At 66.2% G+C, this 22,412-nt stretch carries 15 protein-coding genes; 6 read left to right on the forward strand and 9 right to left on the reverse strand.

All coding sequences use genetic code 11. The features are described from left to right. Positions 1-38 precede the first annotated feature (38 nt). Genes putA through AC23D6_RS09995 form a run of 3 tightly spaced genes read right to left on the reverse strand, consistent with a single transcriptional unit; the run spans position 39 to position 5,802 of the window. On the reverse strand, positions 39-3,692 hold the full coding sequence (putA, locus tag AC23D6_RS09985; RefSeq protein WP_487749130.1) for a bifunctional proline dehydrogenase/L-glutamate gamma-semialdehyde dehydrogenase PutA: 3,654 nt from the start codon (positions 3,690-3,692) through the stop codon (positions 39-41). Between the two features lie 59 nt (positions 3,693-3,751). Beyond that, positions 3,752-4,726, reverse strand: a complete 975-nt coding sequence (rocF, locus tag AC23D6_RS09990; RefSeq protein ID WP_487752607.1) for an arginase — start codon at positions 4,724-4,726, stop codon at positions 3,752-3,754. Positions 4,727-4,728: 2 nt separating this feature from the next. Then, positions 4,729-5,802: an ornithine cyclodeaminase gene (locus tag AC23D6_RS09995; protein WP_487749131.1), complete on the reverse strand. Its 1,074-nt coding sequence runs from the start codon at positions 5,800-5,802 to the stop codon at positions 4,729-4,731. A 133-nt stretch (positions 5,803-5,935) separates the two neighbouring features. On the opposite strand from AC23D6_RS09995, the gene AC23D6_RS10000 reads away from it, so the two are divergent. Beyond that, positions 5,936-6,358, forward strand: coding sequence for an Lrp/AsnC family transcriptional regulator (locus AC23D6_RS10000; RefSeq protein ID WP_487749132.1), 423 nt, complete (start codon positions 5,936-5,938; stop codon positions 6,356-6,358). A gap of 19 nt (positions 6,359-6,377) precedes the next feature. On the opposite strand, the gene iadA is transcribed toward AC23D6_RS10000, so the two are convergent. From iadA to AC23D6_RS10015, 3 genes are all read right to left on the reverse strand, one after another. Beyond that, entirely contained in the window at positions 6,378-7,538 is a 1,161-nt protein-coding gene (iadA, locus tag AC23D6_RS10005; RefSeq protein WP_487749133.1) for a beta-aspartyl-peptidase, read from the reverse strand. Further along, on the reverse strand, positions 7,535-8,944 hold the full coding sequence (gene yfcC / locus AC23D6_RS10010; protein ID WP_487749134.1) for a putative basic amino acid antiporter YfcC: 1,410 nt from the start codon (positions 8,942-8,944) through the stop codon (positions 7,535-7,537). Before yfcC ends, iadA begins: the two co-directional genes overlap by 4 nt. Positions 8,945-9,085: 141 nt before the next feature. Next, entirely contained in the window at positions 9,086-11,806 is a 2,721-nt protein-coding gene (locus AC23D6_RS10015; protein ID WP_487749135.1) for a TonB-dependent receptor, read from the reverse strand. A 295-nt stretch (positions 11,807-12,101) separates the two neighbouring features. Here AC23D6_RS10015 and AC23D6_RS10020 point away from each other — a divergent pair, with 295 nt between their 5' ends. The 4 genes from AC23D6_RS10020 (at position 12,102) to AC23D6_RS10035 (ending at position 16,560) form a co-directional block, all read left to right on the forward strand. Next, complete coding sequence (locus AC23D6_RS10020; protein ID WP_487749136.1) at positions 12,102-13,412, forward strand: cyanophycinase; 1,311 nt, start codon at positions 12,102-12,104, stop codon at positions 13,410-13,412. 144 nt (positions 13,413-13,556) lie between these two features. After that, positions 13,557-14,570 (forward strand): GlxA family transcriptional regulator, encoded by a 1,014-nt coding sequence (locus AC23D6_RS10025; protein WP_487749137.1) that lies wholly within the window; start codon positions 13,557-13,559, stop codon positions 14,568-14,570. Next, positions 14,567-15,640 (forward strand): arginine N-succinyltransferase, encoded by a 1,074-nt coding sequence (locus AC23D6_RS10030; RefSeq protein WP_487749138.1) that lies wholly within the window; start codon positions 14,567-14,569, stop codon positions 15,638-15,640. The genes AC23D6_RS10025 and AC23D6_RS10030 overlap by 4 nt, the downstream gene beginning before the upstream one ends. Continuing rightward, on the forward strand, positions 15,637-16,560 hold the full coding sequence (locus tag AC23D6_RS10035; protein ID WP_487749139.1) for an arginine N-succinyltransferase: 924 nt from the start codon (positions 15,637-15,639) through the stop codon (positions 16,558-16,560). The genes AC23D6_RS10030 and AC23D6_RS10035 overlap by 4 nt, the downstream gene beginning before the upstream one ends. Positions 16,561-16,746: 186 nt before the next feature. Here the strand turns inward: AC23D6_RS10035 and AC23D6_RS10040 are convergent, their stop codons facing one another. Continuing rightward, positions 16,747-19,374, reverse strand: a complete 2,628-nt coding sequence (locus AC23D6_RS10040) for an excinuclease ABC subunit UvrA (protein ID WP_487749140.1) — start codon at positions 19,372-19,374, stop codon at positions 16,747-16,749. Between the two features lie 238 nt (positions 19,375-19,612). On the opposite strand from AC23D6_RS10040, the gene AC23D6_RS10045 reads away from it, so the two are divergent. After that, positions 19,613-19,915 (forward strand): putative quinol monooxygenase, encoded by a 303-nt coding sequence (locus AC23D6_RS10045; protein WP_487749141.1) that lies wholly within the window; start codon positions 19,613-19,615, stop codon positions 19,913-19,915. A gap of 189 nt (positions 19,916-20,104) precedes the next feature. Here the strand turns inward: AC23D6_RS10045 and AC23D6_RS10050 are convergent, their stop codons facing one another. Continuing rightward, positions 20,105-20,869 (reverse strand): helix-turn-helix domain-containing protein, encoded by a 765-nt coding sequence (locus AC23D6_RS10050; RefSeq protein ID WP_487749142.1) that lies wholly within the window; start codon positions 20,867-20,869, stop codon positions 20,105-20,107. A gap of 189 nt (positions 20,870-21,058) precedes the next feature. Further along, positions 21,059-22,348, reverse strand: a complete 1,290-nt coding sequence (locus AC23D6_RS10055) for a PAS domain-containing protein (RefSeq protein ID WP_487749143.1) — start codon at positions 22,346-22,348, stop codon at positions 21,059-21,061. Between the last annotated feature and the right edge of the window lie 64 nt (positions 22,349-22,412).

The following is a 22,412-nucleotide window of genomic DNA, read 5'->3' on the forward strand; positions in this document are numbered from 1 at the left end:
GCATGGGGTCCGGTGGGCAGAAGGGAGGACGGGCGTTGTCAGTCCTGTACGCTCAGCAAGCGTGCGTTGCCGCCCGCTGCCGTGGTGTTGAGGGTGAGCGTCCGCTCGGCCAGCAGCCGGTACAACGCGTAGCGCCCGTTGTGACGACCAAGGCAGACCACCGGCACGATCGCCTCTGGTATCGGGCACACCGCGCGAACCCAGGCTTGAGCCCGCGCGCCGTCGTCATCGCATAGCACCGCATCGGCGTCGCCAGGCGCTGCGTTCACGCAGACGACCAGGTTGCGCAAGTCCGGAGGCAGCCGGTTCACCACGCCATCGCGCCACGCCGACGGCAGGACCAGCGGCGCATTGCCGGTGGCCCAGACGGCGGCCAACTGGTGAAGCAGGCCACCCTCATCCGCAGCGTCGCAAAGCACACGTCCGCGGGGGAACAAGCGCAGGCGATTGCGCTCACCGGTGGGCGCAGGCAGTTCGAATGCGCCTGCCCAAGGGGTGGCGCGCGCATAGAAGGCGCAGGTGTCCACGAGCGTCGGGTCGTCGATCTGCCGCGCCCACCGCATCAAGCGATGCAAGCGTATGAGGGCCACCTCTTCGCCGACGAAACCCTGGCGCTGCCGCCATGCGGCATCGGCATCGGTCGCGCCCACGCCCATCAGGGCGGGCAGGTAAAACGGCCCGCCTGCTTTCGGCCCCGTGCCCGATCTGCCTTCCCCGCCGAACGGCTGCAGACCCACGACGGCGCCGACCATGGCCGTATTGACGTACATGTTGCCGGCCCTGATGCGCTCGGCTATCCGGGCGGCTCGCGATTCCAGCCGGGTATGCAGGCCGAACGTCAATCCGAAACCGCTGGCGTTGACGGCATCGATGACGCCTTGCAGATTTGCCGATGCGTAGCGCACGACATGCAGCACCGGCCCGAACACCTCACGGTCCAGTTGCGTCGATGAAGCCAGTTCCACCAGGGTGGGTGCCACGAATCGGCTGCTGGGAAGCGACGGCGGAAGCGGCGACTGATGCACCGCGATCCCCGGGTGGGCACGCAACCGTGCCAAGTGGGCGTGCACCCCCTCGACGGCCGCGTCGTCGATCAAGGGTCCCACATCCGTGGCGAGAGCGGCCGGATCGCCGACGGAGAGTTCGCGCATGGCATGCAGCAGTGTCTCCACCGTGGCGTCGGCAATCTCGTCCTGCAGGAACAGGATCCGCAACGCCGAGCACCGCTGGCCGGCGCTGTCGAACGCCGATGCGATGACATCGGCCACCACCTGTTCGCGTAATGCCGATGAATCCACGACCATCGCATTGATGCCGCCGGTTTCGGCGATCAAACGCGCCGGCGGGCCTTCTCCGGGACGTTGCGACAGCGTGCGTTGAATCAGGCGCGCCACCGCATCGGAGCCCGTGAACAGCACGCCGCGGATGCGGGGATCGGCCACCAGGGCCGCGCCGATGCTTTCGCCAGGACCGGGCAACAGTTGCAGCGCCTGAACCGGAATGCCGGCCTCGTGCATCAGCTTCACCACGTAATGGGCGATGAGGGGCGTCTGTTCGGCCGGCTTGGCCAGTACGGGGCTGCCGGCCGCCAGTGCCGCACTCGACTGGCCGACGAAAATGGCGAGTGGAAAGTTCCAGGGGCTGATGCAGGCCACCGGTCCCGGGCCAGGGGCCGGCCCCGGTGCCGCATGTTCGGCCTGGGCTGCGTAGTAGCGCAGGAAGTCGATCGCTTCGCGAACCTCGGCTACGGCATTGGCCCAGGTCTTGCCGGCTTCGCGGATGCACAGGCTCAGCAACGCGTCGCGCTGCGCCTGCAGTAAGTCCGCACAGGCGCGCAGGATGCCGGCGCGGTCCGACGGGGATCGCGCATTCCACGTGGCAGCGTATCCCTCGGCGATGCCCACGGCGCGCGGAACATCCTCTGCGACCGCATCGATCGCGTCGCCCACGATGTCTCCGGTGTCGGCCGGATTGATGCGCGGGCAGGCCTGGCCACGGGCCAGGTGGCCGGCATCAGCGTCGGCATCGGCGATCACGGGGCCGCTGTGCCACCGCCGAGAGCGAAGCGCGGCCAAGCGCCCATGCAGGTGCGCGATCGTACGTTCGTCCGTGATGTCGCAACCTTCGGAATTCTGCCGGTCCGCCAGCAGGGCGCCCGGAAGGGGAATGGCGGCATGGCGATGGAGGCCTTCCCGCCGGAGTCGGCTCAGCGGGTCTTCCAGCAGGGTGGTGATATCGCGCGTTCGGTCGGCGATCTGGTGGATGAAGCTGCTGTTCGCACCATTCTCCAGCAGTCGTCGGACGAGGTAAGGCAGCAGCGTCGCATGCCCGCCGACCGGTGCGTACACACGGCAACGCGTACCCCGCTTCACCAGATCGTCATAGAGGGATTCGCCCATGCCATGCAGGCATTGGAACTCGTAGTCCGTCACGCTCCTGTCGCGTGCCATCGTGCGCACGCTGGCCAGCGTATGCGCATTGTGGGTCGCAAACTGGCCGTAGAGCGTGTCGGCGGCGTCCAGCAGCTTCGCCGCGCACACCAGGTAGGACAGGTCGGTGTGCACCTTGCGGGTGAAGACGGGATAGTCCTCCAGCCCATCAAGCTGGGCACGCTTGATCTCGGTATCCCAATAGGCCCCCTTCACCAGCCGCACCATGATGCGTCGCCCGGTGCGAGCGGCCAACGCCTGCAGATGGTCGATGACCGCCAGTGCGCGCTTCTGGTACGCCTGGACAACCACGCCTAGACCGTCCCAGCCGGACAACCCCGGCTCATGGGCCAGCCGGTCGATGAGATCGAGCGAGAGCTCCAGACGGTCGGCCTCTTCCGCATCGAGGGTCAGTCCGATTCCGTAGTGATAGGCGCGCTGCGCCAGCGCGTGCAAGCGCGGGTAAAGCTCGGCCATGACGCGGGCACGCTGTTGGCGCGTATAGCGTGGGTGCAGCGCGGACAACTTGACCGAGATCCCCGGTCCACCGACCACGCCCTGCCCTGTCGCCGCCTGGCCGATCGCTTCGATCGCGTCGCGATACGCCTGGTGATAGCGTTCGGCGTCGGCCTGCGTGGCCGCCGCCTCTCCCAGCATGTCGAACGAATGGGTATAGCCGAGCTTTCGCCCGGCCTGGCTGCGCATCAACGCCTCTTGGATGGTTTCTCCCATCACGAACTGTCGTCCGAGCCGCGTCATGCCCCACGCCATGGCTGCGCGGATCAGCGGTGCGCCGCCCCGCGCGATCAGTCCCCGTAGCGACGAAGGGAGATCCTGCTGCTCCTCCGTCGGCAGGACGTGTCCGGTCAGCCACAGTCCCCAGGCGGCCGCATGGGTGAACAGCGAATCCGCCTTGCTATCTAGCCATCGGCCACGTGCTACTGCGTCGGCGACCAGATGGTCGCGGGTGGGCCGATCGGGAATCCGCAGCAGTGCTTCGGCCAAGCACATCAGGGCCACGCCCTCCGGCCGGGACAAAGGAAAGTCCCGCATCACCGCGTCCAGCATGCCGCCGTGCGGGCGCGGCCCGCGCAGCCTCGCGATGAGCTGGCCGGCGTCCTTCGCCACGATGGAAGCGTCAGGGCCGCCGGTCTGCAGGCGCTCGATCAGCGCGCGCACCAGCGGGATCTCATCGTGTCGATACGCCTGGGTAATGGCGTTGCGTGTGGCGAGAGGCACGTGCAGGGAGTCGGGTGCGTTCATCGAAGGGGCCGGTCGTGGTGCGATGTGCGGGCACAAGGGCCCGGATGACGTGGGAGAACTCAGCGTGCGGTCGTGGACCGGACCAGCGTGCTCTTGCCGAACAGGCTCTGCAGCAGGTCGACCGCCAGTTCGGCGGTGGCGTTGCCGTGGTCGAGCGCGGGATTGAGCTCGACGACGTCCAGCGAGCCCAGGTAGCCGGCGTCGGCGAGCATTTCCATGCAGAGTTGCGCTTCACGGTAGCCCGGACCGCCGCGCACGGTGGTGCCGACGCCGGGTGCGATACTGGGGTCGAGGAAATCCACGTCGAAGCTCACGTGCACGTGGGTGTCGGCATCTACGTCCATCAGCGCGCGTTCCATCACCTTGCGCATGCCGATTTCATCGATCTGGCGCATGTCGAAGACCTGCAGCCGCTGCTGGTCGAGGAAATGCTTTTCGCCCTCGTCGACGCTGCGGATGCCGATTTGGCTGAGCTGGGACGGGACCAGCGCGGGCACCTGGCCCGACATCGCGACAAGCGCGTCGGGCCCGAAGCCCATCAGGCACGCGACCGGCATGCCGTGCAGGTTTCCCGTGGGGGTCAGTTCAGCCGTGTTGAAATCCGCATGTGCGTCCAGCCAGACCACTTTCAGCGTGCGTCCACGCTCCCTGCAATAGCGAGCGGCGGCGCTGATGGAGCCGACCGCCAGGCAGTGATCGCCGCCCAGCGTCACGGGCATCCTGCCATCGTGCAGCTCCGCCAGGCAGGCGTCGTGCAGTGAGCGATTCCAGGCGATCACTTCGTCAAGGTGGCGGTACCCGTTGACCGGCGGCCGCAACGGATTGAACGGTCCGACGATGTCGCCGCGATCCACCACCTCGCATCCCATGCCCGCCAGGGCGCCGGCGATACCCGCAATGCGCAGCGCGGCCGGCCCCATGCTGCCACCCCGCGTGCTGGCGCCGATGTCGGTGGGTGCGCCGATCAGCGACACCGGCCTGGAGGGTCGCGGATGTCGATGCAGTGTTGCGGCGTGGGCAGGCAGGATCTGCATGCTCATGCGGCGAGGTTCGCCTGGCTGAACGTGCCGGTGCCCGAGGACGCGACCAACGAGAACAGGTCTTTCGGGTCCGGAAGGTCGGGGATCAACGATATCGTGTCCGCCACGCCAGAGGCGTCCGCCAGATCGGCGAGAAAGCGCAGCGCGGAATAGTCCTCCAGCGCGAAACCCACCGAGTCGAACACCGTGATCTCATCGTCACGTGTCCGCCCGGGCGACGTGCCGGTCAGCACCGTCCATAGTTCGGTGACCGGGAATGCCTCCGGCATCTGTTGGATCTCGCCCTCGATCCGGGTCTGTGGTGCGTATTCGACGAAGACGCGACTCCTGCGCAGGACTTCGGCATGCAGTTCGGTCTTGCCCGGACAATCGCCACCGACCCCATTGATGTGCATGCCCGCCTCGAGCATCTCCGGCGTGACGATGGTGGCATTGGCCTTGTCGGCCGTGGCGGTGGTGATGATGTCGACTCCGCGGACGGCGGCGGCGGTGGAGTCGAACCGCATCGCGTGCAGACCCAGCGCGTCCAAGTGTGCGGCCAGCTTGTCCGTGGCGGCCGGATCAGTGTCGAACAGATGGAAGGTGTCGATACCCAGCAGCCGATTGAACGCCAGCGCCTGGAATTCGCTCTGCGCGCCGTTGCCGATCAGGGCCATGCGACGGCTTCCGGCCTTGGCCAGGCTGCGTGCCGCCAGTGCCGACATCGCCGCCGTCCGCACCGCCGTCATCAGCGTCAGTTCGCTGATCAATCGCGGCAGGCCGGTATCGACATCGGCCAGGACGCCGAAGGCCATGACGGTGGGCAAGTTGAAACGCGCATTCTTCGGGTGTCCGTTGACGTACTTGAACGCGTAACGATGCGTATCGGCTACCGGCATCAGCTCGATCACGCCGTCGGGCGAATGGTTGGCCACGCGTGCGCACTTGTCGAAGTCGGGCCAACGCCTGAAGTCCTCTGCGATGTAGCCGGCCAGCGTCTCCATCACGTCGGGCATGCCCGCCTCGCGGAGCAGATGGGCGGTGCGCTCGGCGCTGAGGAACCGGGTGGCGGTACGGGAAGCGGCGGTCATGGCAGGTGTCCGATGGCGGTGGCGAGGCCGTCATCGTGGCGACGTTTCGCGCCAATCGAAATGCCAAGAAACGAAAGTTTTTGTGTGCTGGTCTCGCATAATGGCGGCCTGCGCTGCCATTACGTCAACCCGCATGGACTCCATCGATACCCAGCTCATTGCCCTTCTGCGCAGCAACGCACGCACGAGCGTGGCCACCCTCGCCCACCGGCTCAAGGTGTCGCGCGGTACCGTCACCAATCGGCTCCAGCGACTTGAGCGCGAAGGGATCATCGGCGGGTATACGGTCAGGTTGCGGCCGGACGCTGAGCCGGACGACATCCGCGCGTGGATGAGCATCGTGGTGGACGGCAACGAGACCCGTGCCGTCATCGCCGCCCTACTTGGCGAACCGTGCGTGTCGACCCTGCACGACACGAATGGCCGTTGGGATCTGTTGGCGGAGCTGCGCGCAGGCAGCCTGCAGCAGCTGTCCGCTGCGCTCGAACGCATCCGCCTGCTACGGGGCATCCAGACGTCGGAAACCAGCATTCACCTGGCGACGTACCGCGGATGACGGCACGCTCCGTCGTCCGCTAGATCCGGTTCGAAGGCGAGCGCCAGTGATGCGCGTGTCCGCGGGCGAAGGTGGAGCGCACCTCCAGTGAGTCCGGATCCAGCAAGAGCAGGTCGGCATCCGCGCCCACCCGTATCTCGCCCTTGCGCTTCAGGCCCCACACCGCGGCCGGCGTCTGCGTCACGGTGGTCAGCGCTACGTCGAGGCCTACCTGGTGTCGTAGCACGGCTTCGCGCATCGCCTCGAACAGGCTGGCAATGGGCGCGGGCTGGATGTCCACGAGCGTACCGGCCGCGTCGAACAGGGGCAGGCTCGCCTGCCCATCCGAACTCAGGGTGATCTGCGCTGCGGACACGCCGTCGGCGAGCAATTCGGCCAGCACCGAGGCGGCCGGCAGGTCTCCTGCCGCCAGCAACGCAGGCGTGGTGCTGGTGGTCAGATCGACGCTGCCGCCGCGGGCCAGCCACGCCGGTGCCTGCTCCAGCAATGCGCGGCTGCGGTTGATGTGCGTCGGGTGCCACTGGCCGACGGGCACGGCGCTGGCATCGCTGACCGCATGCAACAACTCCAGTCCATCGCTGGCATCGCCCACGTGGATCAAAACCGTGCCGCGCTTGCCGGCGAGCATGGCACCCACACGCGCATCGGCACCGATCCGCGCCAGCTCCGTCACCGTAGGCTGTGAGCCACGATGATCCGCGATGGCGATCTCGCCCACGCCGATGATATCGGGCACCACGATCAGGTCCTGCCGTACGTTGCCGGTCAGGGTGACCGGTGGCGTCTGGTAGCTGCCGGTGAGAATGTAGGTATTGAGGCCCTGCAGCCGCAGTGCGCGCGCGCAGGCCAACAGGTCCACGTGGGTCCGGGTGGTGTCGTCCGTTCCCAGTGCGCCGATCACGGTGGTGACGCCCGAACGAAGCGGCTCTTCCGCCGTCGCCAGCGGCAGCGTGCGCGTGGCGAATCCGCCTTCGCCGCCGCCCCCGGACAGGTGCACCAGCGAATCGATCAACCCGGGACAGAGCAAGGCCCCATCGGCCTCGATGGTGGTGGTCGCCATGCCTGGTGCCAACTGGGGTTCCATCGCCAGCACCCGGCCCGCGCCCAGCAGCACGTCGCGTCGACCCAAGGGCGCGGGCGACCACACCTGCGCATTGCGGATCAGTACCAATTCGGTCATTGCAACCCCACGACGACGGCGACGGCGACAGTGCCGATCGACAACGCCAGCAGTATCAACGCCAGGCGCCAGATCGCACGAATCCAGCGCGCCCATGTCAGCCCGGCCACGCCGATCACGCCCATCAGCACGGCCGAGGTGGGTATCAGCAGATTGGTCATTCCATCCCCCAGTTGGAAGGCGAGCACCGCGACCTGCCGGGAGACACCCACCAGGTCGCTCAGCCCGGCCATCAGCGGCATGGTGATCGCGGCCTGAGCAGACCCCGACGTGACGAAGAAATTGAAGACCGACTGCACCAGCAACATGCCCTCGGCCGCCAGCAACGCGGGCCAGCCTTCCATCATCGTCGCCAGTGCGTACAGCAGACTGTTCAGAACCGAAGGCGAATGCGGATCGGCCCCGCCCAGCAACCACAACATGCCCTTGGCCGCGGCGATCACCAGAGCCACGGGAACCAGCTGACGCGCGCCGTCGGTGAAGAGTTCGGCGATGCGATTGGGGTTCATGCGTCCATCGATCCACGCGATCAGACCGCACACCAAGCCCAGCGTAAAGAACTGCGCGGCGATTTCCGGCAGGTAATAGCCCTGCGCGGTGACGCCCCAGATGATCCAGACCACCGTGGCCAGCACGGCCGCCAGAATCGCGATGTCCGCCCAGTTCATCGGCGCGCTGACCACGCTGTCGCGGTCTGCGAGCGCCACCTCATGGCGATGGCGCCGTGCGTAGTGGATGGTGAAGGCCGCGCCCACCACGGTGAAGATCGCCCACATCGCCATCCGGAACGGCGCCCCGGAGAGCAGCGGCACCTGCGCGATGCCCTGCGCCACCGCCACGCTGAACGGGTTCATCCAGGACGTACCGAAGCCGATCTGGCTGGCCATGTAGGTGGACATCACCGCGCTTTCGCGCGGCAGTCCGAGGCGATCGATCAGCGGCAGCAGCAGGGCAAGGAAGGCGATCGTCTCCTCGCCCATGCCGAACACGGCCCCCCCCAGCGAAAACGCCACGAACAGGCATCCCAGCAGCAGCGCCGGACGCCCGCCGGTCGCATGCACCAGGCGCACCAGGCCACGGTCGACGGCGCCCGTGGCGCTGACCACGGCGAATGCGCCGCCGACCAGAAACAACAATGCGATGACGCCCACGGCGGCCGAGGTCGCATTGCCCGACGTCAGCCCGTGGAAGAGGAAATTGAGGAAGCCGACGCCGTCTCCGCTGGCGAACAGCGCCAGCGCGCTGTCGGGCGCTGCGTACTCGAAGCTGGCCAGCGAGATCGGCTCGCCGGCGCGAAATCGCCCGGTCGGCAACCAGGGCGCGGCCAACGCCAGCACACTGACGATCACGAACAGCAGCACCAGCGTATTGATCCCGCGCGGATGGTCGGGGTGGGCTTCGGTCATCGGATCTCCCCGGCGCGTGTGACGGCCGAGACGTCGTAAAGAAAGCGGGAGCCGGATGCCCGCATCGTGAGGGATCGCATGCGTCACGTCCAGACACCGCGGCAGCGCACCGGCATGGGCCGGGCGCTGCCTTGGCATGCTTCAACGGAACCTGTAGTCCAGGCTCACGTAGAAGGACCGTCCGCGGGGATCGGTGTACGTCGGGTCGTAGCCCGCCAGGAAGTAGTACGCCTGGTTGGAGAACGGCGGATCGGTGTCCAGCAGATTCAGCACCCCTGCACGGATACGCAGTGCATCGCTGGCCTGCCAGCTGCCCGTGAGGTCCCACAGCGAGTAGGCCTTCACACGCCGGCTGGGCAGCAACTCGTCCGACACCGGGTCGTACGTCGTGTTCTGGTCACGGTACGAGGAGGAATAGCTGTTGGACAGGGTCAAGCCCACGGGACCGCGATCCCAGTTCAGACCGATGCGATGGCGCCAGCGTTGGATCACCTGGTCGTTGAGGAACACGCCCAGGTTGCTGCGAAAGGGCTCCAGCGGACCGAACTGGCGGTCGTATTCGAGGATGTAGGTACCGGACACATCGAGGCCCAGGCGCCCCCACCCTGCTTCGCGACCGCGCAGGCTCAGGCTCAGGTCGATGCCCGACGTGCGCAGTTCGCCCTGGTTTTCCTTCTGCAGCAGGATGTTGGTGATGAACCCGTCGGCGTCGCGTTCGATGTAGGTGCCGTCGTACTTGTCCGGGCTCTCCACGATGATCTGCTCGCCCAGCGTGCTGATGACATCCTTCTTGCGGATGTTCCAGTAGTCCAGCCCGACGCTCCACGCGGTCGAAGGCGCGTACACCACGCCTGCCGAGAACTGGCGCGAACGTTCCGGATCCAGGTCGGGATTGCTGCGGCGCTCGACCGGCCATTGGTCCGTACAGCTGTCGATCGAGTCGCCGGCCGCCACGCACTGCGGATCGGTCAGGAAGCTCGACGCCGTGCCGTAGGTGGTCGGGCGGTAAAGATCGTTGAGGGAAGGCGCGCGGAAACCGGTGCCCGCAGAGGCGCGGATGAGCCAGTCTTCGTGCGGCTGCCAGCGCAGGCCCAGTTTGGGATTGACGGTGGAGCCAACGCCGCCGCTGTAGTGGTCGTAGCGGAGGGCAGCCTGCATCTCCAGTGTCGAGCTGAACGGAGCACTGAATTCGATATAGGCCGAGCCGATGTTGCGCGCTTCGTCTGTCGGTGCCAGGTCGGTCGCCAGTCCGCTACTGTCGCGATCGCCTGCGATGTTGTTGCTCAACAGCAATTCGGACGGACGGAACTGCTGTGACTCGCGGCGGAACTCGCCGCCAGCCGCCACGCCGAGATCGCCACCGCCAAGCGTGCCCAGGGTCCGCGAGAGGTTGAAGTCGACGCCTTGCGAGGTCCCCTTCGAGCGCCGGGCCACGTCGTTGACCTTCAGGCTCTCGATCAGCGCCCTGCCCGCATCCGAGGATGGACCGAACGGATTGATGGTGCCGTTGCGTACGCCGGCCTCGAAGCCGTCGTAGAGCACGTAGCCATCCACGTACTTGTCGTCGACTTCATTGACGCTGTACAGCAGTGCGGCGTCGTAGTCCCACTCACCCAGGCGCCCTTCGGCGCCCACCAGCACACGCAGGCCTTCGCTCGTCACCTCGTTGGTGCGGTTGCCTGCCTCGGTCATCCGGTAGCGGATGCCGCTGAATGTCGTCGGCAGGCCGACGCCGGTGAGCGCGGTCCGGTATGGCTCGGGCAGGATCGCGACCGGCAGATTGCGGATGCGCTGCGGATTGGGGCTCAGTACGTAGGTCGTCTCGGCCTGGGTGTAGGTGAGCTCGCCGAACAGGCGATGATCATCGCCCAGCTTTACGGTGCCGCGACCGAGGAAACTGAGCTTGTCCGCTTCGGGATAGATTTCCGTGTCCTGCATGTAGTCATAGCTGCAGGCCACCGGGCCACCCGGCCCCTGCGGCGCATAGACGGTTGCCGGCGGGTTGCAGCCCGGCGAACTGGGATTAATGCGCGTACGCGTCGTCCCCGCGGGCAACAGGCCTGCGGCGATCAATGCGTTGCGCTGGGCCGTGCTGATATCGACGTTCGCTGGGTACGTATTACTGGACATGAGGGCGGGCAGCGTCGTCGCCAACGGCCGTTCGGCGATGAAGTCGCGCTGGCCCGAGCGCAATGCGCCCAACTTCTGCACGTCCAGCACGCCAAAGAAATTGAAGCCGTCGCGGTCGAGGTCACCGTGGCCTGCGCTGAGCGTGACGGTCTGCTTGTCGGCACCGCCGTGCTGCGTGTCGGCGGCGGTGAGGGACAGATCCAGCCCCTGGTAGTCGGTGCGCGTGATGAAGTTGATGACGCCGCCGATTGCATCGGTGCCGTACAGCGCCGACGCGCCGTCCTTCAGCACTTCCACCCGATGGATGGCGCCGGCGGGAATGGTGTTGAGGTCCACGCCGGCGTTGTCGCCGGGCGACGCGAAGTTCGCCAGACGGCGGCCGTTGAGCAGAATGAGCGTGCTCGATACGCCGAGCCCGCGCAGATTGGCGCCGTTGAGTCCGCGTTGGCCGGAGGTACTGTCGGTGATGCTGGCGCCATCGCCCACCGGCGCCGTGTTCGCGGTGAGCGTCTTGACCAGTTCCGCCGCGGTGGTGACACCGCGCTTGCTGATCTCCTCACGGTTGATGATCTCCACCGGCAACGCGGTTTCGGCATCCACCCGCTTGATACGTGAGCCGGTCACCTTCACCGAGTCCAGCGAGGTGACGGACGCAGGTGCGGCCTCCTGGGCCATGGCCGCCTGCTGCAGGATCGCGCTGCACATGGCGGCCAGGACCCACGTCGATTTCATGCGATAGCGCCGGCGACTACACGCCCGGCCAGTGTTCAATCCGCTCATCCGCTCTCCCCGGTGGTCTGAAAGGGCCGCTGCGAACACGGGTGCGTGTCGCCTCGGACTGGGAGCGGAATGTACGGGGTGGACGAGCGGACGGAGCGTGGTGCTACGCACCATTGTCGCGTGTGCGACAGCGGTGTCGCTGACATGAAAAAAGCGTCGGTATGACGACACGACTATCGTCAAAGCGACATGGACTAGCGTGCATGCGCTGTTGGCGCGGGGTCGCGCATGGAGGCCGGCGCTCCGGATGCAATGCTTTGCCATTCCTGATCGAGATGAGGCCGGCAAGATGGGTTCGCGCGCGTGGTGGTGGCAGGCCTGGATTGCCTGGGGGTTGTTCGTGGCACTGTCCGGCGTTCCACACCCGGCAAACGCGGGGTCTTCCAGCCCCTCTTCCGAAGGCTATGTCGTCCCCATCGGAGGCGCGCTGCGCGACGACAACCACGCGGTGTGGTCGAAGCTGGTGACACTGGCAGGCGGAAGGCAGGCACGCTTCGTCGTACTGGCGATGGCATCGGAGACCCCGCAGGCGTCTGCGGACCGGATCGTCGCCGCGTTGCAGGCCCATGGTGCGCGCGCGGGTTATGTGCCTGTCGTCCTGGGACGTCCCGGTAACGACAGCACGGATACGACAGGGAACGCGGTGGACCAGATTGAGGGCGCCAGCGGTGTGTTCTTCGCGGGCGGGGCGCAGGAGCGCATCACCGCCATCTTGCAGCCCGACGGGCGCGCGACCCCGGTACTGGACGCGATCCGGCGCCTGATGCGGCGCGGTGGCGTCGTGGCAGGTACATCCGCTGGCGCGGCCGTGATGAGCGGGGTGATGTTCCGCGATGCCCAAGACGTCCTGCCGGTGATGCGAGGGCAGATGCGATGGGGGCGCGAGATCGACCGTGGCCTGGGATTCGTGGGTCCCGACCTGTTCGTCGACCAGCATTTCCTTCGCCGCGGCCGCATCGGCCGCCTGCTGCCGGTGATGCAGGCGCGTCGCATCGCCCGAGGCCTTGGCGTGGAAGAGGACACGGCCGCGATCATCCATGCCGGGCAGGTGGAGGTCGTGGGCAGCGCCGGTGTCGTGTTCGTCGATCTGACGGCAGCGCAGGACGCGGGCAGCGGCGGCGCATTCGGCATCCACGGTGCACGGGTGACGTATCTGGAAAGCGGTGATCGCCTGGATCTTGCGGACGGACGACCGTATCCGGCGAAGGACAAGCTGCAAGGACGCTTGCTGGATCCGGCGGAACCCGGCTATTCGCCCTATTACACGACCGGTGCCTTCTACCCGGACATGCTGGGTGATGGCACCTTGGCCACGGCGATGGCGCGTCTGCTCGATGGCAGGGCAGACCACGTGAAAGGTCTGGCGTTCGCCCCCGGGGCGGCACCCGAGGATGCGCTCGGGTTTGAATTCCACCTCTACAAGGGAGCGGGAACGCGGGGCTGGCTGACCACTGGCGGGGGCGGCGAGCGCTACACGCTTTCGCAGGTGTATCTGGACATCGCGCCGGTCAGGTTCGCGCAACCTCTTTACGGTCCGTGGCACGGGGTCCCAGAATGACCGCCTGCGGGTATCGCGCCCACATGTCCCTGTTTCCTTCCTCCCATCGATCGCCTGCGTGCGCGCCCTCTTGATCCAGGACTTCCTGCTGTTGGCGTCGCGCTTGCGCCGCGCGCGCACGCGGCATCTGCCGGGATCGACGTGATGAGCGTGCAGGTGGGAATCCTGACGCTGGGCGATTGCGCGCGCCTGCCCGTGGCCGGCGTCGTCGACGTGCTGCGCGCCGCGAACGCCGAACTGGGCGAGGACCGGTACGCCACCGTGCTCCTGCACCTGCCGGCCACGGAGGATCCATCGAGCTCGGCCGCATGGCCTTCTGCCCTGCCCGATCCTTCCTGGGCCTCCACGGCTCTGGCCGGCGTGCTGGTCATCGCCTCCGAACCACCGCGCGACGGGGATGCGCGGCTGCCCCGCCTGCGCGAACTGCTGTCGCCGATGGCGAGCCGCGCCTGGTTCGGCGGCCTGGATATGGGCGCGTTGTGGCTTGCGCAGGCCCATTTGATGCAGGGACATCGGTTCACCGTGTCGGTACTGCACGCAGGCACGGTCGCGTCCGAGCTGTCCCGGCATGACGTGGTCAATACCTACTACTGCCTGGATGCCACCCGGATGAGCTGCGCCGGTGGCACCGCCAGCATCGACATGATGATCGCGTGGCTGCAGGGCCAGCACGACGCGGATTTCGTCGGTGGCCTGCTCGTCCGACTTGGCCTGGAGCGCTTGCGGAGCAGCGAGGAACTGCAGGCCGGCCTGCCCGTCGACGCGGCGCCGACCGCCGCACGCGTCTCGCCGCGGCTTGAAGAAGCCATGGCGCTGATGAAGGCGAACCTGTCCGAACCGCTGTCCACGCAGGACATCGCCGACCTGGTGGGCGTGTCGCGCCGCCAGCTCGAACGCCTGTTCAAGCAGCACGTCGACACCTTGCCTTCCCGCTGGTACCTCGAACAGCGACTGGCGAGCGCACGGCAGATGCTGCGGGAGAGCCCGCATTCGATCCTCCAGGTCGGGCTGGAGTGCGGATTCTCCTCGGCGGCGCATTTCTCGCACGCCTATCGCAGCCACTTCGGCCACACCCCACGCGATGAACGCAGTCTGCGCGCCCACGCCTGGCGCGCGAGGACTGCGCCCTCTTCCGCTCCTCTTGAAGAAAACCCATGACTCCGCTTGCTGACGATCAGGCAGGACGCTACGTGCTGCGCCCCAGCGAACCCCGCGACCTGGATGCGCTGGAGGCGTTCGCCGAAGCCAGCGCTTTCGGCCTGACCACCCTGCCACACGACCGCGACGCGCTGTCGCTCCGGATCGAACGATCGCTCGATGCGTTCTCCAGCGAAGACACCAGCGGCGAAGAGACCTACTTGTTCGTCATGGAGGATCGTGAGCGCGGGCAGGTCGTGGGCGTCAGCGGCATCGCCGCGCGCGCGGGCTTCTCGGAGCCCTTCTACACCTATCGCAGCGAGTTCCTCGTGCATCGCAGCACGGGACTGAATGCCCGCAACCGCATCCATACGCTGCATCCCTGCCACGACCTCACGGGGGTCACACTGCTGACCTCGTACTACCTGCTGCCGGCGTACCACGACAGCGTCGCCGCCGACCTGCTTTCGCGCGCGCGACTGCTATTCATCCTGGGCAATGCGCGGGACTTCTCCGACCGCATCGCGGCCGAGAGCCCGGGACTGGCGGATGCGTCGGGCTACTGTCCGTTCTGGGACGCGGTCGGTCGGCGCTTCTTCGGAATGGACTACCCTGCCGCCGAGCGCGTGGCCGAGGGTCGCAGTAAGTCCTTCATCGCCGAGCTGATGCCTGCATCGCCGCTCTATGTCCCGCTGTTGCCCGAAGAAGCACAATGGGCCATCGGTCAGCTGCACCCCGATGCGGCGCTGCCGTTCTCGATTTTGCTGGACGAAGGCATGGAGGCCGACACCTATGTCGACATCTTCGATGCCGGCCCCATTGCTCAGGCCCGCCTGGCTTCGCTGAAGTCGGTCGGGAGTCATGTGGACGCCACGCTGCAAGGGCCATTGGCCGGCATTTCAGGAGCTGCTGCAGCGCCACTGCTGGTCGGCAATGGCGAGCGTGCCGCGTTCCGGGCGACCGTGGCCAACGGATCGGTGGAGGGCCGTCACGCACGTCTGGACCCTCGAAGCATCGCTGCGTTGCAACTCGTTGCGGGCTCGCCGCTGCTTGCCGCCCCGTTCTCCTGCGTGCGGAGGGATCGCCCATGACACTGTTGCGTGTTCGCGCCACGCCGCTCGAAAGCGGCCCCGGCCGCTCGGGCCGGCAGTGGCGGGCCGACCTGGAAGCCCACGACCGAGCGACCGGATGGCAGGCGCCGCTGGCCTCGTTGACGGTGGCGCTACGCGTGGGCGAGCAGAAGCCCGCCTACTGGTTCTACCTGGGCACGAGGGTGCATTCGGCACCCGCACTCGGCCTCCATCGTCGTGACCGCATGCTGGTGCTCGGCAGCGACTTCACCGGGGCGAGCCAGTGTCAGGACGTGTGGTGGAAACCGGATCTGGAACCGCACGAGGCCGCGGGGATGTTGACCTGCCTGCTACGGGGAGTGCTGGCCTTGGCGCCCTCGATGGACATCGGCGACGGGGACGGCGATCGTACGGCGGTGATCGTCGCGCTCCCCGGGGTGACGGAAGCGGGCCGCTCGCCGTTCTGGGACAGCTTCGGCAGGCACTTCTATGACGGCGATCGCCAGGACGCCATCGCCCGGCTGGGGATCGAAGACTGGCGATCGGGCATCGCGTCGCTGCTGCCGCAGCAGCCGGTCCTGGTGTCACTGCTCGCTCCCTCCGGTCAGTCGAGCCTCGAATGCGCGGCGGCACAGTACGCGCCGTTGGAGGCGGCACTGAAGGCGGCGCGTTTCGCTCCGTCCGGCCATGTCTCGATCGACGATGGCGGGCCCGTTTATCGGTTCGACCCCGATGACCGGGATGGGAACGTGCCGCACCGGATCGAGGTAGTCGAGCAGTCGATCCGCGCGACACCACATTGGCTGGTGGACGCGACGCAGAAGGTGGCGGTGTTCGCGCCTTGCAGCGCCAAGGAGGGCGTAATCGCAGTCCACGCCGATATCGCGCAAGCGTTGTGGGGGGGCTTCGGGGCGACGTCGGTGGTGTTGGTTCCAGAATAGCGTCGGGACCGCGTTCGACACCCATCCCTGCTGCCCCGACGGGGCCATGATCGCTGATGTCCCGCACTCCTCGCCCGCAGCCATGTGCGTCGATTGCGCAATCAGCGCTGGCGCCAACATTGCCTGTGCATCGGTAGTACAGGCGATTCGGTACCACGCGACCGGAATGGTCCAGTCTTCACAGCGTCAGGACAACGTGCCCCGCAGATAGCGCGAGGTTGTCCCGATGCCGGCAACGGCCACGTCCCGCGGCGTCCCCTCGGCGACGATGCGACCGCCCTCTTCCCCCGCACCCGGCCCCACGTCGATCATCCAGTCGCAGTCGGCGACGACCCGCATGTCATGCTCGACGACGACCACGGTGTTGCCCGCGTCGACCAGCCCATGCAGTTGCACCATTAGTTTGTCGACATCAAAGGGGTGCAGCCCCGTGGTCGGCTCATCGAGCACGTACAGCGAATCGCCGCGGTGGCTGCGTTGCAGTTCGGTGGCCAGCTTGATTCGCTGGGCCTCGCCGCCGGACAGTTCAGTCGCGGGCTGCCCGAGGCGCAGATAACCCAGGCCGATGCCGTGCAGCAAGGCCAGCGAGCGCTGGATGGGCGCTTCGTCGGCGAAGAACGACAACGCCTCCTCGACTGTCATCTCCAGCACTTGGGCGATGTTGCGCCCGTTCCACTCGACCTCGAGCGTCTTGTCGTTGTAGCGCTTGCCGTGGCACGTCGGGCACGGCGCGTAGACGCTCGGCATGAACAGCATCTCGATGCTGACGAAGCCTTCGCCCTCGCAGGTCGCGCAGCGGCCCTGCGCGACGTTGAAGGAGAAGCGGCCCACGCCGAAGCGGCGCGCCTTCGCGGTGCGCGTGGCCGCGAACAGCTTGCGCACGTGGTCGAACAGGCCGGTGTAGGTGGCCAGGTTCGAGCGCGGCGTGCGTCCGATCGGTTTCTGGTCGACGTTGACCAGACGGCGGATCGCGTCGACGCCCGCGCCGAGGTGGCCGGCGGTACGCACCAGTTCGTCCGGTGATGGCATGTCGTCGGCTCGCTCCTCCACGACGGGCTCGTGGCCCAGATGCTCGCCCACCAATTCCACCAGCGCCTGGCTCACCAGGCTGGATTTGCCCGAGCCGGACACACCGGTAACGGCGGTAAAGGCGCCGAGCGGAATTCGCACACCGAGGCCGTGCAGGTTATTGCGGTGGATGCCAACGAGCTCGAGCCAACCCGACGGCTGACGCGGTGTGCGTGGCGGGGCCGGCATTGTGTCGAACAGGTAACGCCGCGTGCGCGACTCCCGGATGTCGCGCAATCCGATCGGCGGGCCGCTGTAGAGCACGCGCCCACCATGCAGCCCCGCATCGGGCCCCACGTCGACCAGCCAGTCGGCCCGGCGCAACGTGTCCAAGTCGTGTTCGACAACAAACAGCGTGTTGCCGGCCGCCTTGAGCTGGTCCAGCACCGCGTACAGGGCTTCCGCGTCGGCCGGATGCAGTCCCGCCGACGGCTCGTCCAGAACATAGACGACGCCGAACAAATTAGAGCGCACTTGCGTCGCCAGGCGCAGGCGTTGCAGTTCGCCCGAGGATAGGGTGGGCGTGGAACGGTCCAGTGCGAGGTAGCCGAGACCGAGCGCCTGAAGCGAAGCGATGCGCTCGATCAGGTCATGGGTGATGCGCTGTGCCGCGATGCGCTTCTCCTCGGACAGGTTGGCGGTACGCCGCACGTCGGTACCGCCGGTGTGCGGCTGTCCGCCGGCCGCCACGCGCCTGGCGATGTCCTTGCGCCCCGCAGCACGGCTGAGAGTGGTGGTGGACACCATTTCCTCGAACCGTCCCTGCGCCGCGGGCGCGAGGACCTCAGCGATACGGGCGAGCGGCAAACGCGACAAAGTGCCGATGTCAAGGCCCGCGAACGTCACCGACAGCGCTTCGCGTTTGAGGCGTCGACCGTCGCACGTTGGGCAGGTCGTGCCGGAGATGAAACGGGCAACGCGCCGCTTCATCAGCGCGCTCTGCGTATGGGCGAACGTATCAAGCACATAGCGGCGCGCGCCGGTGAAGGTGCCCATGTAACTGGGCTCGGTCTTCCGGCGCAATGCCGCGCGCGTTTCGGCGGGAGTGAAGCCCGCGTACACCGGTACCACCGGCTTCTCCTCCGTATGCAGGATCCAGTCGCGGTCCTTCTTCGGCAACTCGCGCCAGGGCTTGTCGATGTCGTAGCCCATCGTCACCAGAATGTCGCGCAGGTTCTGCCCGTGCCAGGCCGGCGGCCACGCCGCGATCGCCCGATCGCGGATGGACAGCGACGGGTCAGGGACCATGGCCTCGTCGGTGACGGTGTACACGAAGCCCAGGCCGTGGCACGTGGGGCAAGCACCCTGCGGCGTGTTCGGCGAGAAGTCCTCCGCATACAGCATCGGTTGCCGCGGCGGATAGGTGCCGGCGCGCGAGTACAGCATGCGTAGCAAGCTCGACAGCGTAGTGATGCTGCCCACGGTAGAGCGCACGTTCGGCGTACCGCGCTGCTGCTGGAGCGCGACGGCTGGCGGCATCCCATCAATGGCGTCGACGTCAGGTACGCCGACTTGGTCGATCAGGCGCCGCGCATAGGGCGATAGGGACTCCAGATATCGCCGTTGCGCCTCGGCGTAGAGCGTGCCGAACGCCAGCGACGACTTGCCCGATCCCGAGATGCCCGAAAACACCACGAGCGCATCGCGGGGAATATCCAGGTCGACGTTCTTCAGGTTGTGCTCGCGCGCACCGCGCACGCGAATGGCGTGGTCGATCGCGGCTTGAGGTGGGGGCTTGCGTGGCATGGGATCGGATTCCTGCGGCCCTGAACCAACTATCTCATCAATGCATCGCCCGTTGCGTTGAAAAGAATGGCTGATTCGTCGGGAGGTTCTTCTCGCTGTCGTAACATTCTGCCCGCGTCACGGGCTTATGTTGTCAGACAGCTGCGGCCAACAGGCCCCGGCGGGCCGCTCAATGGATCCTTGGGCTTTCAGGTAAGGGTGGGCGTCGTTGTTCCGTTGCACCAGCAGGAGACAGCTCATGGTCAAGGTCGCGTTGTTCGTTCGCCTCGAGGCGAAAGCCGGAAAAGAAAGCGAGGTTGAAAGCTTTCTTCTAAGTGGCTTGCCACTCGTCATGGAGGAGCCTGCCACGACCGCGTGGTTAGGGATTCGTCTTGGGCCAACGACGTTCGGAATTTTTGATGCCTTTCCCGATGATGCCGGCCGGGATGCCCATCTATCCGGAAAGGTGGCAGCAGCCTTGATGGCAAAGGCCGGAGAACTGTTCTCCGCGCCCCCATCCATCGAGAAAGTCGATGTGCTTGCAGTAAAACTGCCTGGCTAGGCAAGCCGGAGAGCGCCGGCAGATGGAGCCGCGTGTGGGCGGCTCCGTTGGCTGCCTCGAAGACGGGGGCCACTGCCAGCCAAGACGATCTTGCAAACGCTGGCTGGACCTATGCCCGTTCAGGCCACGCAGCCGGCATCGTCAGTCCGCACACAGAATGATGGTGGCTGGTCGTACGCCGCTCACCCGCTATTGCAGTCGGAAACGCCCCGCCACCACTCCCAAGGTCGGTTGATGCAGACAAGTACTCTTGCGCCGACAACCGCTCATGAGTCCACGGATGTCTAGGATCGTGATGCATCTAGGTGTGGCCAAGGATATGTAACCTGCTTTGCACAACGCTGTTACGGAACGGCTGACGGTTTCGACCGCAATTCCGAGATGGTCGGCGATGTCGTAACGGGAAATGGGCAGCACTAGCACGCATTTCTGCGCGGGTGGAAAGCGGCCGAGCATTTCCAGCAGGTATGCCGATACCTTCTCGATGGCGGTGCTGCAACCTTGCGTCAGGCAATGCTTTTCCAGGCGGGCTATCGCGATGAAGGCTCTATCCCGCAAGACACGCTCGATGGCCGGCCACCTGTCCGCGAGCGCATGCAAGCTACTTCGCGTGGTCCGCAAGGTCACGGTGTCATCCGTGATCGCCTGGAGAAAGTACTGCGCGGCTGCATCGGTCGGCAATCCGAAGACGTCGCCCATCATCAGCAAATCGACGATTCGCCGCTGACCATCCTGGGCGATGGTGAACTTCCGCAATGCACCCGCAAGGACCCAACCAGAGCAATCGTTCGTCGTCAGAGAGTGGCAAGGTGCCTCACGCTGCCACGTTTCGATGACGGCAATGGCGCGCAGCTCGTTAAGCGCCCGCGGCAGATCGCTACAAGTATCGGCCAGCACGAGAGCACCCATGACATCATCAAAATGACGCTCAGCATCCGCGGCCTTTCTGCGCATGTCCGTGCCACCGAAATATCAGGGGAGTGTTGCAGCATGGACCTGGAGCCACAGGCCCGAGAACGCCCACGTCAGTAGCGGCAGGGCTGGAGCTTCGAAGGTGCCCTTGTGGGCTTCGGAAGTGCCATCGTGCGCAGGCGAGAAGTGGGAATATAGACCTTGCCCCTGCATCCGACATCCGTGTGTTCACTACGTAGCATCCCTGATCGGGTGCGCGGCCACCATGCATCGTGGCTCGATCTTCAACCCTGCCGCCAACGCGATGTGGAAAAGCTCTTGCAGGCCATGGGCGCCAACCTTGTCCATCAGATGGGCGCGATGCAGTTCGACCGTGCGAGGGCTTATCCCGAGCTTCCGCGCAATCGTCTTGTTCGAACCGCCCGCGAGTAGCCCGGTGAGCACTTCCCGCTCCCGTGACGAAAGGCTTGCAACACGCTGCTTTGCGGTATCTGCCGCGTGATCCGTCGCCGCCGAGTCGTGGATCCCTCGTATCACCGCAGCGACAGAGGCGAGCAAGGTTTCGTCCAGGCAATCCGTACCCAGGTAATCCGCCGCCCCGCACTTCATCGCTTCGACGGCCGGAGTGACGCCATCCGCTTGCCGTCCTATCACGATCGACCCCATGCCTGCGGAGGCCGCTTTTATCGTCTGCAGGACCGGGAGGGTGTAGGCAAACGACGAAGCGCCGTCTAGCAGCACGCAACCAGGCCGCAGTACGGCAGCGATCTTCATGAACGATAGGGATGAGGGGAAGTGGTGAACCTGGTAGCCCACGTGCTCGAGCATCGGGGTCAGGCGCCGTGCCGATTCCTGATCGAAGCCGACGACGTACACCTGCTGCGACGGCGTCCGCGTAACATCGCTGGCGATTCCGCCCACGCAATGGACTCTGCCCCTCCGATCACGGATGGGGAATGCGGCATCGCGTATCTCGCGTATGGCGCCATCGCGGCGGATGATGCGGTACTTGAGCGACTTTGCCTCCCCCTCATGGACGAGCGCCCTCCACGCGAGAGCTCGGGCTCTGTCGTCGGGATGTACGGTTCCGGCCCAATGCGTGAACGTCGGCTCGAAACTGTCCCGTCTCTCTCCCCAGATGCGTTCATACGCCGGGCTCAGGTAGTCGAAGCCTTCGTTCCTTGCATCGCCGATCCACAGGGCGTCATTGCTGTTCTCGGCAAACAGCCTGAAACGTCGCTCGCTCTCTGCCAGACGCGCCTGCCTGCCCTTGCTCTCTGTGATCTCGACCAGGGCACCGGTAAAGTGAATCGGCTGGCGGTCGACGAAGACGGTTCCACCATAGGCCTGCACATATCGTTCGACCCCATCGTTGATGCCGATCACGCGGTACTCGACGGCGTACACGCCATCGCCGTCCGGGTCGAGGCAATGGGCAATCCCGCCTTCCACGCGCGACCAATCCTCGGGATGGACGCCCTGCCGGAACGTGGCAAAATCGAAGTTCACGTCGGGGTCCACGCCCCAGATCCTGCGAACATGCGCATCGCATTCGATCGTCCCGGCTTGGGGGTTCCACGAAAAC

It is taken from the genome of Pseudoxanthomonas sp. G3, from assembly GCF_057654715.1.

What these genes read in the sequence shown, in the direction of transcription:
- putA (WP_487749130.1), bottom strand. Translation starts at nt 3,692, where the DNA reads ATGAACGCACCCGACTCCCTGCACGTGCCTCTCGCCACACGCAACGCC.
- rocF (WP_487752607.1), bottom strand. Translation starts at nt 4,726, where the DNA reads ATGCAGATCCTGCCTGCCCACGCCGCAACACTGCATCGACATCCGCGA.
- AC23D6_RS09995 (WP_487749131.1), bottom strand. Translation starts at nt 5,802, where the DNA reads ATGACCGCCGCTTCCCGTACCGCCACCCGGTTCCTCAGCGCCGAGCGC.
- AC23D6_RS10000 (WP_487749132.1), top strand. Translation starts at nt 5,936, where the DNA reads ATGGACTCCATCGATACCCAGCTCATTGCCCTTCTGCGCAGCAACGCA.
- iadA (WP_487749133.1), bottom strand. Translation starts at nt 7,538, where the DNA reads ATGACCGAATTGGTACTGATCCGCAATGCGCAGGTGTGGTCGCCCGCG.
- yfcC (WP_487749134.1), bottom strand. Translation starts at nt 8,944, where the DNA reads ATGACCGAAGCCCACCCCGACCATCCGCGCGGGATCAATACGCTGGTG.
- AC23D6_RS10015 (WP_487749135.1), bottom strand. Translation starts at nt 11,806, where the DNA reads ATGAAATCGACGTGGGTCCTGGCCGCCATGTGCAGCGCGATCCTGCAG.
- AC23D6_RS10020 (WP_487749136.1), top strand. Translation starts at nt 12,102, where the DNA reads ATGCAATGCTTTGCCATTCCTGATCGAGATGAGGCCGGCAAGATGGGT.
- AC23D6_RS10025 (WP_487749137.1), top strand. Translation starts at nt 13,557, where the DNA reads ATGAGCGTGCAGGTGGGAATCCTGACGCTGGGCGATTGCGCGCGCCTG.
- AC23D6_RS10030 (WP_487749138.1), top strand. Translation starts at nt 14,567, where the DNA reads ATGACTCCGCTTGCTGACGATCAGGCAGGACGCTACGTGCTGCGCCCC.
- AC23D6_RS10035 (WP_487749139.1), top strand. Translation starts at nt 15,637, where the DNA reads ATGACACTGTTGCGTGTTCGCGCCACGCCGCTCGAAAGCGGCCCCGGC.
- AC23D6_RS10040 (WP_487749140.1), bottom strand. Translation starts at nt 19,374, where the DNA reads ATGCCACGCAAGCCCCCACCTCAAGCCGCGATCGACCACGCCATTCGC.
- AC23D6_RS10045 (WP_487749141.1), top strand. Translation starts at nt 19,613, where the DNA reads ATGGTCAAGGTCGCGTTGTTCGTTCGCCTCGAGGCGAAAGCCGGAAAA.
- AC23D6_RS10050 (WP_487749142.1), bottom strand. Translation starts at nt 20,869, where the DNA reads ATGCGCAGAAAGGCCGCGGATGCTGAGCGTCATTTTGATGATGTCATG.